The 15,119-nt window shown below is 63.2% G+C and carries 14 protein-coding genes; 11 read left to right on the top strand and 3 right to left on the bottom strand.

Translation table 11 applies throughout. The annotated features are described in order from the left end of the window. The 3 genes from NFX52_RS11580 to NFX52_RS11570 form a co-directional block, all read right to left on the bottom strand. The coding region (locus tag NFX52_RS11580; RefSeq protein WP_252635645.1) for an NAD(P)H-hydrate epimerase at window positions 1-682 on the bottom strand (682 nt) is incomplete at its 3' end. Between the two features lie 84 nt (window positions 683-766). Further along, window positions 767-1,999, bottom strand: a complete 1,233-nt coding sequence (locus tag NFX52_RS11575; protein ID WP_055398250.1) for an FAD-dependent oxidoreductase — start codon at window positions 1,997-1,999, stop codon at window positions 767-769. Between the two features lie 52 nt (window positions 2,000-2,051). Then, window positions 2,052-3,407: an amidase gene (locus NFX52_RS11570; protein WP_055398249.1), complete on the bottom strand. Its 1,356-nt coding sequence runs from the start codon at window positions 3,405-3,407 to the stop codon at window positions 2,052-2,054. A gap of 187 nt (window positions 3,408-3,594) precedes the next feature. On the opposite strand from NFX52_RS11570, the gene rpsB reads away from it, so the two are divergent. From rpsB to lpxD, 11 genes are all read left to right on the top strand, one after another. After that, window positions 3,595-4,347, top strand: coding sequence for a 30S ribosomal protein S2 (gene rpsB / locus NFX52_RS11565; RefSeq protein WP_055398248.1), 753 nt, complete (start codon window positions 3,595-3,597; stop codon window positions 4,345-4,347). Between the two features lie 106 nt (window positions 4,348-4,453). Beyond that, window positions 4,454-5,380, top strand: a complete 927-nt coding sequence (tsf, locus tag NFX52_RS11560) for a translation elongation factor Ts (protein WP_055398247.1) — start codon at window positions 4,454-4,456, stop codon at window positions 5,378-5,380. A gap of 56 nt (window positions 5,381-5,436) precedes the next feature. Next, complete coding sequence (gene pyrH, locus NFX52_RS11555) at window positions 5,437-6,159, top strand: UMP kinase (RefSeq protein WP_010457839.1); 723 nt, start codon at window positions 5,437-5,439, stop codon at window positions 6,157-6,159. A 51-nt stretch (window positions 6,160-6,210) separates the two neighbouring features. Beyond that, the gene (gene frr, locus NFX52_RS11550; protein ID WP_055398246.1) at window positions 6,211-6,771 is read left to right on the top strand and encodes a ribosome recycling factor; all 561 of its coding nucleotides are present in this window, start codon (window positions 6,211-6,213) and stop codon (window positions 6,769-6,771) included. Between the two features lie 289 nt (window positions 6,772-7,060). Further along, window positions 7,061-7,792: a polyprenyl diphosphate synthase gene (uppS, locus tag NFX52_RS11545; protein WP_055398245.1), complete on the top strand. Its 732-nt coding sequence runs from the start codon at window positions 7,061-7,063 to the stop codon at window positions 7,790-7,792. 27 nt (window positions 7,793-7,819) lie between these two features. Further along, the gene (locus tag NFX52_RS11540; RefSeq protein ID WP_055398244.1) at window positions 7,820-8,674 is read left to right on the top strand and encodes a phosphatidate cytidylyltransferase; all 855 of its coding nucleotides are present in this window, start codon (window positions 7,820-7,822) and stop codon (window positions 8,672-8,674) included. Continuing rightward, window positions 8,671-9,852 (top strand): 1-deoxy-D-xylulose-5-phosphate reductoisomerase, encoded by a 1,182-nt coding sequence (ispC, locus tag NFX52_RS11535; RefSeq protein ID WP_055398243.1) that lies wholly within the window; start codon window positions 8,671-8,673, stop codon window positions 9,850-9,852. The genes NFX52_RS11540 and ispC overlap by 4 nt, the downstream gene beginning before the upstream one ends. Before the next feature lie 26 nt (window positions 9,853-9,878). Further along, complete coding sequence (gene rseP, locus NFX52_RS11530) at window positions 9,879-11,243, top strand: RIP metalloprotease RseP (RefSeq protein ID WP_055398242.1); 1,365 nt, start codon at window positions 9,879-9,881, stop codon at window positions 11,241-11,243. 45 nt (window positions 11,244-11,288) lie between these two features. Next, on the top strand, window positions 11,289-13,586 hold the full coding sequence (gene bamA, locus NFX52_RS11525) for an outer membrane protein assembly factor BamA (protein WP_055398241.1): 2,298 nt from the start codon (window positions 11,289-11,291) through the stop codon (window positions 13,584-13,586). Beyond that, the gene (locus tag NFX52_RS11520; RefSeq protein ID WP_055398240.1) at window positions 13,586-14,107 is read left to right on the top strand and encodes an OmpH/Skp family outer membrane protein; all 522 of its coding nucleotides are present in this window, start codon (window positions 13,586-13,588) and stop codon (window positions 14,105-14,107) included. The genes bamA and NFX52_RS11520 overlap by 1 nt, the downstream gene beginning before the upstream one ends. Before the next feature lie 24 nt (window positions 14,108-14,131). After that, window positions 14,132-15,115 carry a UDP-3-O-(3-hydroxymyristoyl)glucosamine N-acyltransferase gene (gene lpxD / locus NFX52_RS11515; RefSeq protein ID WP_055398239.1) on the top strand — a complete coding sequence of 328 codons (984 nt, stop codon included), beginning with the start codon at window positions 14,132-14,134 and terminating at the stop codon, window positions 15,113-15,115. Window positions 15,116-15,119 lie beyond the last annotated feature (4 nt).

The raw sequence follows: 15,119 nt of genomic DNA, 5'->3' as shown, positions 1-15,119 counted from the left end.
CCTGGCCTGCTGCGTCCCGCCCGGCGGCGGTGAACAGGCCGGGCTTGAGGGTGAGCAGACTCAGTGTGTGGCGTGGCGGGGGCGCTTGGTGGTGCAGGTGGTAGTGCTGGTGGGTTGGGGTGTCGGGCGCAAGGCCTGCTGCAAACTGGCCGGTGTCTGCGTCCAGCCCGCTGGGCAGGTCCACGGCCAGCACGGGGGCCGGGCTGCGGTGCAGGGCTTGCAGACAGGCCTGGAGCCTTGCGTCGGGCGTGCGTGCGGGGCTGTGGGGTGAAGAAGAGACGCCAATGCCCAGCAGCGCATCAATGCACAGGTCGTTGGCCCCCAGATCGCCGGGTGCGGTGTCTGCCCAGACCACGCACGCATCCCGTGCGCGCTGCCACGAGGCCTTGGCATCGGCCGGGGCCGTATCGGGCTGGCCCAGCCAGGTCACGACCACTTTGCGGCCACTGCGCTGCAGGTGCATGGCAGCCTCCAGTCCGTCACCCCCGTTGTTCCCGGGCCCGCAGGCAATCCACACGGTGCGTGCGTGGGGGGCCATCGCCTGGGCCAATTGCGCCACGGCCAGGCCGGCGCGTTGCATGAGGGTGTGCGGGGGCAGGGCGGCCGCTGCCGCATTTTCCAGGCGGCGGGTGGCGGCTGTGTTGAACAGGGGATAAGGCTGGTGGGCGGTGATGCGGTGCATGGGCTGCAGGGGGCAAGGGCTGCTGCCAGTGGCAGCGCGCCTGCCATTGTGCGCCGACGCCCCGTGGGGGCAAAGCGCAGGCTCCTAGAACCGACGCATGCCCAGCCCGTCCAGCGACACCTCGGGCTCGCGCTGCGCGATCAGGTCGGCCAGCGCCCGGGCGCTGCCGCAGGCCAGAGCCCAGCCACTTGCGCCGTGGCCGGTGTTGAGCCACAAGCCCGGCACGCCGCTGGCGCCCACCACCGGTGCTCCGTCGGGCAGCATGGTGCGGGCGCCGCGCCAGATCTGCAGGTTGGATGACAGCTGCACGCCACCGGGGAACCAGTCGTTCAACGTGCGGTACAGGCGCTGCAGTGTGGGGGTGTGGTGCTCGGCATCGGCCCCGGCCAGTTCGGCGCCACCGGCAATGCGCACACGCTGGCCCAGGCGGGTGATGGATATCTGCTGACCCGCATCCACCACGCTGGCGCGCGGGGCGTGGGTGGATTCGCGCAGCGGCGCACTGACGGAGTAGCCATACACGGCCGCCATGGGCAGGTCCAGGCCCAGCGCAGGCAGCAGCGTGGCTGATGCCATGCCCGCGCACAGCACCACGGCATCATAGCGGCGCAGCTCCGCTTCGCCTTGCAGCACCACGCCGGTGGGGCTGCTGCCCAGTCGGTCCACGCGGGTGTTGAACACAAACTGCACGCCACCGCCCTGAATACCCTGGCGCAGAAGCTGGGCAAACAGGCGGCAGTTGCCCGCGCGCGCGTCGGGCAAGTGGATGGCGCCTGCCAGCGGCGCCTCGGGCGACAGGCCGGGCTCGATCTGGCGGGCCACATCGGCGTCGATCTCGCGCAAGGTCACGCCGCTGTCGCGCAGCACCTGCAGTGCGGGCTGCAGGCGCGTGCGGTCTTCCTCAGTGCGCAGCAGCACCAGGCGGCCATCGCTGGCTTCGAAATCCAGCTCGTGCTGGCTGGCGATGGATTGCAGGCGCGTCTGGCTGTACTGCGCCAGGCGCTCGACGGCTGTAGCCGGGGCACTGTGGCTGCGGGCCATGCTGCGCCAGCGGCGCAACCAGGCCCAGTTGGCGAGGGTCAGGCCGCCTGCCATCCGCAAGGTGGCCTGTGCCCCCATCAGTCGCAGCGGCTGGCCAAAGCCCGGCACTGCCCAGGGGCTCAGCAGGTAGGGTGCGAGCAGTCCTGCAGTGGCAAAGCTGGCTTCCTCGGCGGCTGCGCTGCGTTGTTCGAACACCGTGACTTCGTGGCCGTCGCTGGCCAGCTCGTATGCGGTGGTGACGCCGATGATGCCGGCGCCCACGATAGCAATCTTCATGAATATGGGTGTTTTTGGCTTCTAGCGCTTGTTGGTAAAGCGCAAGTAGCTATTATTTTTGTAGTATTTGTTCGATCTGCAGGCTCACGTTGAGCACCGTGTCGTCCCTGAGCGCTCCGTGCCAGACCATCAGCCCGACCGGGAGTTCCCCTGGCACGTGGCAAGGCAGCGACAGCGCACAGCCATCCAGCAGATTGACCACGCTGGTGTTGCGCAGCAGCAGGTTGTTGACGCGGAAGAACTCGGCGTCGCGGGCGGCGTCCTGGACTTTGTCCAGTCCATCGGCCGGCGCGACATCGGCAATGAGCGGTGCCACGATGGGAACGGTGGGGGACAGCAGGGCGTCATAGCGCTCCATGTCGGAGAGCATGCGTGCAATCCATTGCTGGCGCGCCTGCACCAGGTCGATGTATTCCCAGGCCATCAGCGTGGCGCCTTTTTCAATGCGCATGCGCACCCGGGGGTCGTAGCGGTCGCCTGTGCGCTGCAGCAACTCGCGGTGCCAGGCGTAGGCTTCGGGGGCGGCAAAACCGTAGGCGGGCTGCTCCAGCACGGCGGGCAGGTCGATGGTGTCGATCTGGGCGCCGGCCTGGCGCAAGGCTTCCACGCTGCGCTCAAAGGCGCGCGCCACGGTGGCATCCAGCCCGTCGAGGAAGAGGGTGGACGGCACCGCCAGCCGGTACTGCGACAGCGGCGCCAGGCTGCGCGTCACGCGCCGGGCGGCCAGCACCTCGTGCGCCACGATGGCGTCGCGCACTGTGCGCGTCATGGCGCAGGCAGTGTCCAGGGTGGTGGACAGCGGCACGGCGCCAGCGGTAGGCACCAGCCGGGCGGTGTTCTTGAAGCCCACGATGCCGTTGAGCGCCGCAGGAATGCGGATGGAGCCGCCGGTGTCCGATCCCAGTCCAATGAACGCGGCGCCAGTGGCGACCGACACCCCGGCGCCGGACGAAGACCCGCCGGGCACCCGGGGTGCGCCGGGCACGGCGCCAAAACGGGCGTCCCAGGCAGCAGGCGTGCCGTAGTGGGGGTTGACGCCCACGCCCGAGAAAGCGAACTCCACCATGTTGGTGCGGCCAATCAGGCTGGCACCCGCTGCGCGCAGTCGGGCCACGGCCGGGCAGTCTTGAGCTGCTGCGGGAGCCCCCGCCAGCGCGGTGGAGCCCGCCGGGGTGGGTTGGCCGGCCACGTCAAACAGGTCCTTCACCGACACCGACAGCCCGGCCAGAGGCAACTGGGCCACGCCCGGCTGCACCGCTGTGGTGCGAGCCTCGTCGAACAGGGTTCGCACAAAACTGTGGGTGTTGGAGGTGGTCTGGGCAGCGTCGATGCAGCGTTCCAGCTCGGCGGGCGCGGTAGTGGCGCCGTCCCGCAGTTGCTCACGGGTGGCGATCAGGTCAGGGAGCATGGGTGTGCTAGAATCTTTGGGTTTTGCTGGGAGCAGTAGCGCAGTGGTGCAAGGTTTGCACAACCAGCGTGGCCGCTGCGGCAAGACCAATCGCAAAGCAGCCCTGTCAAGGTGTTGCAGTGTTCGTGAGGATCACGGCACTGCAAATATTGGGGCTGATTTTAGACCTAACCTTTGGAGTATTTTTATGTCCGTTACCATGCGCGAAATGCTGGAAGCCGGTGTCCACTTCGGTCACCAAACCCGCTTCTGGAACCCCAAGATGGCCCCCTACATCTTCGGCCATCGCAACAAGATTCACATCATCAACCTGGAAAAGTCGCTGCCACTGTTCCAGGAAGCCCAAAAGTTCGCCAAGCAACTGGCTGCCAACCGCGGCACGATCCTGATGGTCGGCACGAAGCGCCAAGCCCGTGAAATCCTGGCCACCGAAGCGCAACGCGCTGGCGTGCCTTTCGTGGACCAGCGCTGGCTGGGCGGCATGCTGACGAACTTCAAGACCGTGAAGACCTCGATCAAGCGCCTCAAGGACATGAAGGCCCAGCAAGAAGCTGGCCTCGACAGCCTGAGCAAGAAGGAGCAACTGACGTTCTCCCGCGAAATCGAGAAACTCGAAAAGGACATCGGCGGCATTCAGGACATGGCTGCTCTGCCCGATGCCATCTTCATCATCGACGTGGGCTTCCACAAGATCGCCGTTGCCGAAGCCAAGAAGCTGGGCATCCCGCTGATCGGTGTGGTCGATACCAACCACTCGCCTGAAGGCATTGACTATGTGATCCCCGGCAACGACGACTCGGCCAAGGCCGTGACGCTGTACGCCCGTGGCATCGCTGACGCGATCATCGAAGGCCGTGCCAACGCCGTGAATGAAGTCGTGAAGGCTGCTACTGCAGAGAGCACCGACGAATTCGTGGAAGTGCAAGAAGCCGCTGCCTGATAGCCCGGCTGCGCGATCCGTCGCGAACAAAAGCGGGGCCCCTGGTGAGCCCCCTTTTTTTTAGCCCGAATCTGAACTGACTGAACTGAACACTGAAGGAACAAAGATGGCTGCAATTACCGCAAGCATGGTTGCCGAACTGCGTGGCAAGACCGACGCTCCGATGATGGAATGCAAGAAGGCGCTGACGGAAGCCGACGGCGACATGGCCAAGGCTGAAGAGCTGCTGCGCGTCAAGCTGGGCACCAAGGCTGGCAAGGCTGCATCGCGTATCACGGCTGAAGGCGTGGTCGCCAGCTACATCGACGGCACCACCGGTGCCCTGGTGGAAGTCAACAGCGAAACCGACTTCGTCTCCAAGAACGACAGCTTCATCGCCATGGCCAACGCCGCTGCCAAGCTGGTGGCTGAGCACAACCCTGCCACCGTCGAAGCCCTGGGCGCGCTGCCCTACAGCCAAGACAGCTTCGGCCCCACGCTGGAAGACGTGCGCAAGGGCCTGATCGGCAAGATCGGCGAGAACATGTCGTTCCGCCGCTTCAAGCGCTTCAGCGGCTCCAACCTGGCAGCCTACCTGCACGGCTCGCGCATCGGTGTGGTCGTCGAGTTCGACGGTGACGCCACCGCCGCCAAGGACGTTGCCATGCACGTGGCCGCCATGAAGCCCGTGGCCCTGACCAGCGCCGACGTGCCTGCAGACCTGATTGCCAAGGAGCGCTCGGTCGCCGAAGGCAAGGCCGACGAAGCCAACAAGGAACTCGTGGCTGCAGGCAAGCCTGCACAAAGCGCTGAAATCACGGCCAAGCGCATCGACGGCGCGGTGCAGAAGTACCTCAAGGAAGTCTCGCTGGCCGACCAGGTCTTCGTGAAGGCTGCCGACGGCAAGCAAACCGTGGCCCAGATGCTCAAGGCTGCCAACACCAACGTGAAGGGCTTCACGCTGTACGTGGTGGGCGAAGGCATCGAGAAGAAGGTGGACGACTTTGCTGCCGAAGTGGCTGCCCAGGTGGCTGCTGCCAAGGCTGCTGCCTGATCGTTCCCTGTAACCACCCCGCCAAAGCCTCGTACCACTTACCGGAGAAATTTCCCATGTCCAACGCTGCACCAGCCCACAAGCGCATTTTGCTCAAGCTGTCTGGTGAGGCGCTGATGGGGGATGACGCCTTCGGTATCAACCGCGCCACCATCGTGCGCATGGTCGAGGAGATCGCCGAAGTGACCCGCCTGGGTGTCCAGGTGGCTGTGGTGATCGGTGGGGGCAACATCTTCCGTGGTGTCGCCGGGGGCTCGGTCGGGATGGACCGTGCCACCGCAGACTACATGGGCATGCTGGCCACCGTGATGAACGCCCTGGCCCTGGCAGACGCCATGGACAAGCAGGGCCTGGTGGCCCGAGTGATGTCCGCCATTGCCATCGAGCAGGTGGTTGAGCCCTATGTGCGCCCCAAGGCGCTGCAGTATCTTGAAGAGGGCAAGGTCGTCGTGTTTGCGGCCGGCACGGGCAATCCTTTCTTCACCACCGACACCGCCGCAGCGTTGCGCGGTGCCGAAATCGGTGCTGAACTGGTGCTCAAGGCCACCAAGGTGGACGGCGTTTATACTGCCGACCCCCAGAAGGACCCCACGGCCACGCGTTATACGAAGCTCAGCTTTGACGAGGCCATGTCCCGCAATCTGGGCATCATGGATGCGACCGCGTTTGCCCTGTGCCGCGACCAGAAGCTGCCCGTGCGGGTGTTCTCCATCATCAAGCACGGCGCCCTGAAGCGCGTGGTGATGGGTGAAGACGAAGGTACGCTGGTTTACGCTTGACGACAATGGCCGAGGCCTGCCCACGATGCAGGCGGGCGCCCAGGAGAAAACATGACGATTGCCGACATCAAGAAAAATGCAGAAACCAAGATGGACCAGTCCATCTCGGCTTTCAAGAACAACCTGCAGAAGATCCGCACCGGCCGTGCCAACCCGGCGTTGCTCGATACCGTCCAGGTCGAGTATTACGGCTCCTTGGTGCCCCTGAGCCAGGTGGCCAACGTGGCCCTGATTGATTCGCGCACCATCAGCGTGCAGCCTTGGGAAAAAGGCATGGGCGCCAAGATTGAAAAGGCCATTCGCGAAAGTGACTTGGGCCTGAACCCCGCCTCCATGGGCGACCTGATCCGCGTGCCCATGCCCCCCATGAGCGAAGAGCGTCGCAAGGAAATGACCAAGCTCGCCCGCAACGAGGGCGAGAGCGCCAAGATTGCCGTGCGCAACCTGCGCCGCGATGCCAACGAGTCCGTCAAGAAGCTCGTCAAGGACAAGCTGGCCTCCGAGGACGACCAGAAGCGCGCCGAAACCGACGTGCAGAAGTTCACCGACAAGCACATCGCCGAGATCGATGCGCTGGTGGCCGCCAAAGAGCAGGAAATCATGGCGGTCTAGAGCGTGTTATGCGCTTTTACGTACCCGCGTTGGCCCCACACGCAGGTGATCGCAAGGTGCAGTGCACAGGCAAGGCTTCGGCCTTGGCAAGCGCTGCAACGCCGCGAGTGCCTGCGTGTGGGGTCAACCCTTTGGGAAAGTTGGGGAAAGGCCCGGCTACGTCGTTGCAAGCCGCTTGCGGTACTCATACCGCGGCGCGTCCTGCGCCTAGTTGCCGGGCCTTTCCCCGACTTTCGCGGGCACGTAAAAGTGCATCACACGCTCTAGGCCCCAGGGCTTGAACATTCACATGGCTGACTCTCCGTTGGTGCCACACCACATTGCCATCGTCATGGATGGCAACGGCCGCTGGGCCACGCGCCGTTTTTTGCCGCGCCTGGCGGGCCACAAACAAGGTGTGGATTCACTGCGCCGCTGTGCACGCGCCTGCGTGCAGCGCGGTGTGGCTGTGCTCACGGTGTTTGCGTTCTCTTCCGAAAACTGGAACCGCCCCGCCGACGAGGTCTCCGGCCTCATGGAACTGTTGGCGATGGCGCTGGCGCGCGAAGTGCCGCAACTCAAGAAGGATGGCGTGCGCCTGTATTTCGTGGGTGAGCGTGCGGGTCTTTCGCAGAAGGTCCGCGATGGCTTGGCGCAGGCAGAAGCCGCTACGGCTGAAAACACCCGCCTGGTGCTCAACGTGTGTTTCAACTACGGTGGCCGCTGGGACATTGCCCAGGCCGCAGCGTCGCTGGCGGCACGCGGTGAGCCTATCACCGAGGCCAGCCTGCAGGGTGCGATGGGCATGGCCCATGTGCCCGATCCGGACCTGGTGATTCGCACCGGCGGGGAAATGCGGATCAGCAACTTTTTGCTGTGGCAGGCCGCATACTCCGAGTTTTTCTTCAGCGACCGGTTGTGGCCGGATTTCGATGAGTCGGCGCTGGACGAGGCGATTGCTGCCTTCGGTGGCCGCGAGCGCCGTTTTGGCAAAACCTCCGAACAAATCCTGTCCGCGCATCCCCAGCCGATGCCGGGCTAAGAACCTGAACAGGTTCTGAAAGGCCCCATGCTCAAGCAGCGCGTTATCACAGCCCTTGTCCTGCTGGCCATTTTGCTGCCGGCGCTTTTTTACCCATCTACGGTGCCCTTCACCGTGGTCGTGTTGGTGCTCATGGCTGCGGGTGCTTGGGAGTGGGGGCGTCTGAGCGGTTTTGGCCAGGCCGGCTCTCTGACCGTGGGCGCTGCTTGTGTCGCACTGTGTGCGGGTTCGTGGGCCCTGGGCTGGGTCGATCGTCCGTTGACCGCCCTGTGGGTGGTGGGCGGGGGCCTGTGGGTCTTGGCGGCTGCCTGGCTGCTCAAGGCAGGGGTGCCTGGTTGGCCCCGCATTCCGGGTGGAGTGCGCCTGGTGGCAGGGGTATTGGCGCTGTGGCTCGCTTGGCTCGCCGTTGTGCAGGCGCGCAATGTGGGTATCAATTTCCTGTTGTCGGTGCTGCTCCTGGTGTGGGTCGCAGACATCTTTGCTTATTTCGCCGGCCGTGCTTTTGGCCTGCGCTTCACAAAAGGCAAGCTGGCCCCTTCGATCAGTCCTGGCAAAAGTTGGGAGGGCGTGTGGGGCGGTTTGGCGGGCGTGGTGGTTATGGCCTTCGTCTGGGTCGTGGCCGATGCGCACTGGCAGGCGGCTGTGCCCAGTTTTTACAGCCGAATGGCGCTACAAGGCTGGTGGATGCTGGTGCTTGCCGCGCTGTTCATGGTGGCCATGAGTGTGTCGGGAGATCTCGTGGAGTCCCTCATCAAGCGCAGCGCCGGTGTTAAGGACAGCAGCGGCCTGTTGCCCGGACACGGTGGTGTGCTCGACCGCGTGGATGCTCTGCTGCCCACGCTCCCCCTGGCCATGATGCTCACGAGCCTGACGACTCCATGAAGAAACAACAAATCACCGTCCTCGGTTCCACCGGCTCCATTGGCACCAGCACGCTGGATGTGGTGGCCCGTCATCCCGATCGCTTCGAAGTTTTTGCGCTCAGCGCTGCCACCCAGGTCGATCTTCTGCTGGCGCAGTGTGCACAGTTCCGTCCTCGTTTCGCGGTGATGGCGAGCGCGCCCCATGCGGCGCTTCTGGCTGAAAAATTGGTGGCCAATAGCCTTCCAACGCAGGTCCTTCAATCGCAAGATGCTCTTGAATTGATAGCTTCACACGATGAAGTAGACGCGGTGATGGCGGCCATTGTGGGCGCTGCGGGTCTCGCACCGTGTCTGGCGGCTGCGCGCGCGGGCAAGAGGTTGCTGCTGGCCAACAAGGAAGCGCTGGTGGTTGGTGGTGGGTTGTTCATGCAGACGGTGCGCGAGGGGCGGGCGACGCTGTTGCCCATCGATAGCGAACACTCCGCCATCTTTCAATGCCTGCCCGAAGACCCTGCCACTTGGGTGCAACGGGTGGACAGCATTTTGCTTACGGCTTCCGGGGGGCCGTTTCGGCAACGAGACCCGTCCACGTTGGCTGAGATCACACCCGCCCAAGCCTGTGCGCACCCCAATTTCTCGATGGGGCGCAAGATTTCGGTGGATTCGGCCACGATGATGAACAAGGCGCTCGAAGTGATCGAGGCCCGCTGGCTGTTCGATCTGCACCCGGACCAGATCAAGGTGGTGATCCATCCGCAGCAGATCATCCATTCCATGGTGCAGTTCAAGGATGCATCGATCCTGGCTCAATTGGGAACGCCCGACATGCGCGTGCCCATTGCCTGCGGCCTGGCCTGGCCGGAGCGCATTGCGAGTGGTGCGAGCAAACTGGACTTTTCGACCCTGTCCGCGCTGGCGTTTGAAGATGCTGACGCCCACCGCTTCCCGGGTTTGCACCTGTCCTGGCAAGCGCTGAAAGCGGCCGAAGGGACGACGGCCGTATTGAATGCTGCCAATGAGGTGGCTGTGGGAGCATTCTTGTCGGGACGGCTTCGTTTTGACCATATTCATGCCGTGAATCTTGCAACTTTGGAGGCGGTTTCCCCCTCCAAGCCCAATTCGCTCGAAGCGTTGCTGGACCTGGACAGCCAAGCGCGCAATGCCGCTGAGCAAGCTGCAGACCGCCTGGCTGCCTGAGTCTCCACCGCAACACGGACCCGCACATGCTCCTCACCATCGTTGCCTTCATCGTGGCCCTCGGCCTTCTGATTGCCGTACACGAATACGGCCACTACCGGGTGGCCGTGGCGTGCGGAGTGAAGGTGCTGCGCTTCTCGGTGGGCTTTGGCAACCCGTTGCTGCGCTGGCAGCCCAAGGGCTCGCCCACGGAGTTTGTCCTGGGGGCGTTTCCGCTGGGTGGATACGTGCGCATGCTGGACGAGCGGGAAGCGCCTGTGCCCCCCGAAGAGCGGCATCTGGCCTTCAACACCCAACCTCTGCGGTCTCGCGCTGCCATCGTGGCCGCAGGCCCTGTTGCGAATCTGCTGCTGGCCGTGCTGCTGTATTCCATCGTCAACTGGAACGGGGTGGAGGAGCCCAAGGCGGTCCTGGCCAGCCCGGTGGCTGGTTCCGTGGCGCAGAGCGCGGGCCTGCGTGGCGGTGAACTGGTCGCGCAGGCAGCATTGGGTTCTGACGACCTGGAACCCGTGCGGTCGTTTGAAGATTTGCGCTGGCTGCTTACTCGCGGTGCCCTGGAGGGGGTGAACGTGCGCCTGGATGTGCAGCCACAGTCGGGGGCTGCACACCGGGAAATTGTGCTGGACATGTCGAAGATCGACAGCCGCGAAGCAGACGCCCAGCTGTTTCGCAAAATAGGCATTCTGGGGCCATGGACACGTCCGGTGCTGGGCGAGGTCATGCCTGACGGAGCCGCTGCGCGCGCCGGATTGCGCCAAGGGGATGTAGTGCTCAAGATTGGTGCCATCGATGTGGTGGATGGCCAGCAGCTGCGCGAGTTGATCCGGCAGTCCGTGCGTGGCAGCGAGCCACTGGCCCAGCCTTGGCGCGTGGATCGCGCGGGGCAGGTGCTGACCTTGGATGTTTTGCCGGAGGCCAAGCCGGAACTGGGCGCGACCATAGGCCGCATTGGGGCCTATGTTGGCGCTCCACCTGATTTCGTGACCGTTGAATATGGCGTGTTGGAAGGCGCTTGGGCCGGTGTGGTCAAGACCTGGGATGTGTCGGTATTGACGCTGCGCATGATGGGCCGCATGGTGATTGGTGAGGCATCTCTCAAGAACATCAGCGGGCCCTTGACCATCGCCGACTATGCCGGGCGTTCTGCCAGCCTGGGCCTGACGCAGTACCTCGTTTTCCTCGCCCTGATCAGCGTGAGCCTGGGCGTGCTCAACCTCCTGCCGCTGCCCGTCTTGGACGGAGGGCACCTGATGTATTATCTTTGGGAGGGTGTCACGGGCAGGGGGGTTTCAGACGCGTGGATGGAGCGCCTGCAGCGTGGAGGCGTTGCGGTCTTGCTTCTCATGATGTCCATTGCCCTGTTCAACGATATCACTCGGCTCTTTGGCTAACACTTTTGCCGCGCTTGCCCTGCAACTGCGGCGCCAGCTTCATTCATGAAAAAACACATCAATCGCCTGGGCGTGCGTACCGCATCGGCCGTTGCAGCCATGATTTTTGCCGCCAATGCGGCATGGGCTCTGGAGCCTTTCAAGGTGCAGGACATCCGCGTCGAGGGGCTGCAGCGCGTCGAGCCCGGCACCGTGTTTGCCTCCATGCCACTGCGGGTTGGTGACGACTACAACGACGAGAAGGGCGCAGCTGCCATTCGCGCACTTTTTGGTCTGGGCCTGTTCAAGGACGTGCGCCTGGAGGCGACTGGCAATGTGCTGGTGGTTGTGGTGGAGGAGCGCCCCACTGTGGCCGACGTGGATTTCGCCGGTACCCGCGAGTTTGACAAGGACGCGCTGAAGAAGGCCATGCGGGATGTCGGTCTGACCGAGGGTCGTCCCTATGACAAGGCGCTGACCGACCGTGCCGAGCAGGAGCTCAAGCGCCAGTACATCAACAAGAGCCTCTATGGCGCCGAGGTCGTCACGACCGTGACCCCGATCGAGCGCAATCGTGTCAACCTGACTTTCACCGTGGTCGAAGGCGATCCCGCCCGCATCAAGGAAGTACGCATTGTTGGCAACAAGGCCTTCAGCGAATCCACGCTCAAAGGCCTGTTTGATCAGGACACCGGTGGCTGGCTCAGCTGGTACACCAAGTCGGACCGCTATTCACGTGCCAAGCTCAACGCCGATCTGGAAACCCTGCGCTCCTACTACCTGCAGCGCGGCTATCTCGAATTCCGTGTCGATTCCACCCAGGTCGCTATTTCGCCCGACAAGCAGGACATTTCCATCACTGTCAATGTGACCGAAGGTGAGCGCTATGTGGTGTCTGGCGTGAAGCTGGAAGGCAACTACCTGGACCGTGAAGATGAGTTCAAGTCCCTGGTCACCATTCGCCCTGGCGAACCCTACAACGCGGACCAGGTCACTGAAACGACCAAGGCGTTTTCCGAGTATTTCTCCCGGTTTGGCTTTGCGTTCGCGCGGGTAGAAGCCGTGCCAGAGATTGACCGCGAAAACAACCGCGTTGCTTTTGTTCTGCAGGCGGAGCCCTCGCGCCGTGCCTATGTGCGCCGCATCAATGTGAGCGGCAACAACCGCACACGCGACGAAGTGATCCGCCGCGAGTTCCGCCAGTACGAAGCCTCCTGGTACGACGGTGAAAAAATCCGCCTGTCGCGTGATCGCGTGGACCGCCTGGGCTTCTTCACCGAGGTCAATGTGGAGACCCAGGAGGTGCCGGGCTCTCCAGACCAGGTGGACCTGGTGATCAACGTGGCAGAAAAACCCACCGGGTCGCTGCAGATGGGGGTGGGTTTTTCCAGCGCCGAAAAGGTGTCGCTGTCGTTTGGTATCAAGCAAGAGAACATTTTTGGCTCTGGCAACTACCTGGGCATTGATGTCAACACCAGCAAGTACCGCCGCACGCTCGTGTTCAGCACCACCAATCCGTACTTCACTCCCGACGGTATTTCTCGCACGCTGGACGTGTACTACCGCACGGACAAGCCTTACAAAGACCAGGGCGGTAACTACGAGTTGGTGACCACCGGCACGTCGGTGCGATTCGGTGTTCCGTTCAGTGAAACCGATACCGTGTTCTTTGGCGGTGGGCTGGAGCAGACCAAGATCAAGGCGGGGACGAACATTCCCGCCACCTACCTGGCTTATGCCGACCAGTTTGGCTACAGCAGCACCTCCATTCCTTTGACGATCGGTTGGTCGCGGGACGACCGCGACAGCGCTCTGGCACCGAATTCCGGCCGCTATCAGCGCCTCAATTCAGAATGGTCGGTGGCTGGGGATGCTCGCTATGTGCGGGCCAACTACCAGTACCAGCAGTACGTACCGCTGAACAAACGTTTCACCATCGCCTTCAATGGCGAGGTGGGTATCGGCAAGGGCATGAATGGCCGGCCGTTCCCGGTGTTCAAGAATTTCTATTCGGGCGGGTTGGGCTCGGTGCGTGGCTTTGACCAGGGTACCCTGGGTCCGCGCGACGTGACGGGGGCCTCTTTGGGGGGGCCAAAGAAGGTGACGCTGAACGCGGAGCTGATCGCGCCGTTCCCGGGTGCAGGGAACGACCGGACGCTGCGTGTATTTACCTTCTTTGACGTGGGTAATGTGTACGGAGAAAACGAAAAAGTTACCTTCAGTGACATGCGTTCTTCCGTGGGCCTGGGCTTGAGCTGGATTTCCCCGCTCGGTCCTTTGCGTCTGGCTTTTGCGCAACCGGTGCGCAAGTTCGCCGGCGATAGAATCCAGAAACTGCAATTCCAGATTGGAACGTCTTTCTAATGAAATCCATTTCTCGCCATATCTCTTTGGCTCTGCTGCTTGGCTCCATGGCCGTGGCTGCCCCTGCGCAAGCTCAAGAGTCGTTCAAAGCCGGTTTTGTCAATACAGACCGCATCTTCCGTGAGGCCAGCACTGCCAAGGCTGCACAGGCCAAGCTGGAGCAGGAGTTCTCCCGTCGCGAGAAAGAACTGGTGGACATGGGCAGTACCCTGAAGACCGCCACAGAGAAATTCGAACGCGAAGCCCCCACGATGGCTGAAAGCCAGCGCACGACCCGCCAGCGCCAGCTGGTGGACCAGGACCGTGAATTCCAGCGCAAGCGCCGCGAGTTCCAGGAAGACCTGAGCGCCCGCAAGAACGAGGAACTGTCCCAGGTGCTCGAACGTGCGAACAAGGTCGTCAAGCAAGTGGCTGAAGCCGAGAAGTACGACGTGATCCTCCAGGAGGCCGTCTACATCAACCCCAAGCATGACATCACCGACAAGGTGATCAAGGCGCTGAATGCCTCTGCTGGCAAGTAAGCCACAGCCCTGGACAGGTGGCGCGTGAGCTTGCTTCTTGGGCACATAGTTGATGCGCTCGGTGGCTCGCTGGAAGGAGGTGCGACACGGGATGTCGTCATCTCCCGCATCGCGCCCCTGGAGGTTGCCGGGCCGGGAGATCTCAGTTTCTTGAGCAACCCCCGCTACCAACAGCAACTGGCCGCCTCCCGGGCGGCCTGTGTCATTGTGGCGCCTGCCATGCGCGATGCCGCTCTGGCACGTGGTGCCTGCATCGTGGCGGACAACCCCTACGTGTATTTCGCGCGTGCCACCCAATTGTGGCGGCAACGCAATGCGCCAGCGCAACAGGCGGGCGTGCACGCCAGTGCAGTGGTCGATCCGATGGCACTGGTGCACCCCACTGCGACCATTGGGCCGCTGTGTGTGGTGGAGCGTGGAGCGCAGGTGGGCGCGGGGACCATCCTCAAGTCGCGTGTGACCGTGGGCGAAGGCTGCACCATCGGCGCGCGTTGCATCGTGCACGCCGGTGTGGTGATCGGCGCGGATGGTTTTGGCTTTGCGCCCGAACAAGGGCAGTGGGTCAAGATCGAGCAGCTCGGTGCCGTGCGCATCGGAGACGACGTCGAGATCGGCGCCAACACCTGCATCGACCGGGGCGCGCTGCAAGACACGGTCATCGAAGATGGTGTCAAGCTCGACAACCTGATCCAGATCGGCCACAACGTGCACATCGGCAAGCACTCGGCCATGGCTGGGTGTGTGGGGGTGGCTGGCAGCGCGACCATTGGCGCGCACTGCACTGTGGGCGGCGGGGCGATTGTGCTGGGCCATCTGGAGCTGGCCGACAACGTGCATATCTCGGCAGCTACCGTGGTCACACGCTCGCTCACGCGGCCTGGGCAATACACGGGCATGTTTCCCATCGACGACAATGCGCGCTGGGAAAAAAACGCTGCAACACTCAAACAACTGCACAGCTTGCGGGAGCGCATCAAGGCGCTTGAGCAGGCTCTCAAGGCAGCATGAACGG

Origin of the sequence: Acidovorax facilis, from assembly GCF_023913775.1 — a bacterium.
GTDB classification, from domain to species: domain Bacteria; phylum Pseudomonadota; class Gammaproteobacteria; order Burkholderiales; family Burkholderiaceae_C; genus Acidovorax; species Acidovorax facilis.
Note: the sequence above shows the minus strand (reverse complement) of the source record. Positions and strands in the feature narration are given on the sequence as shown.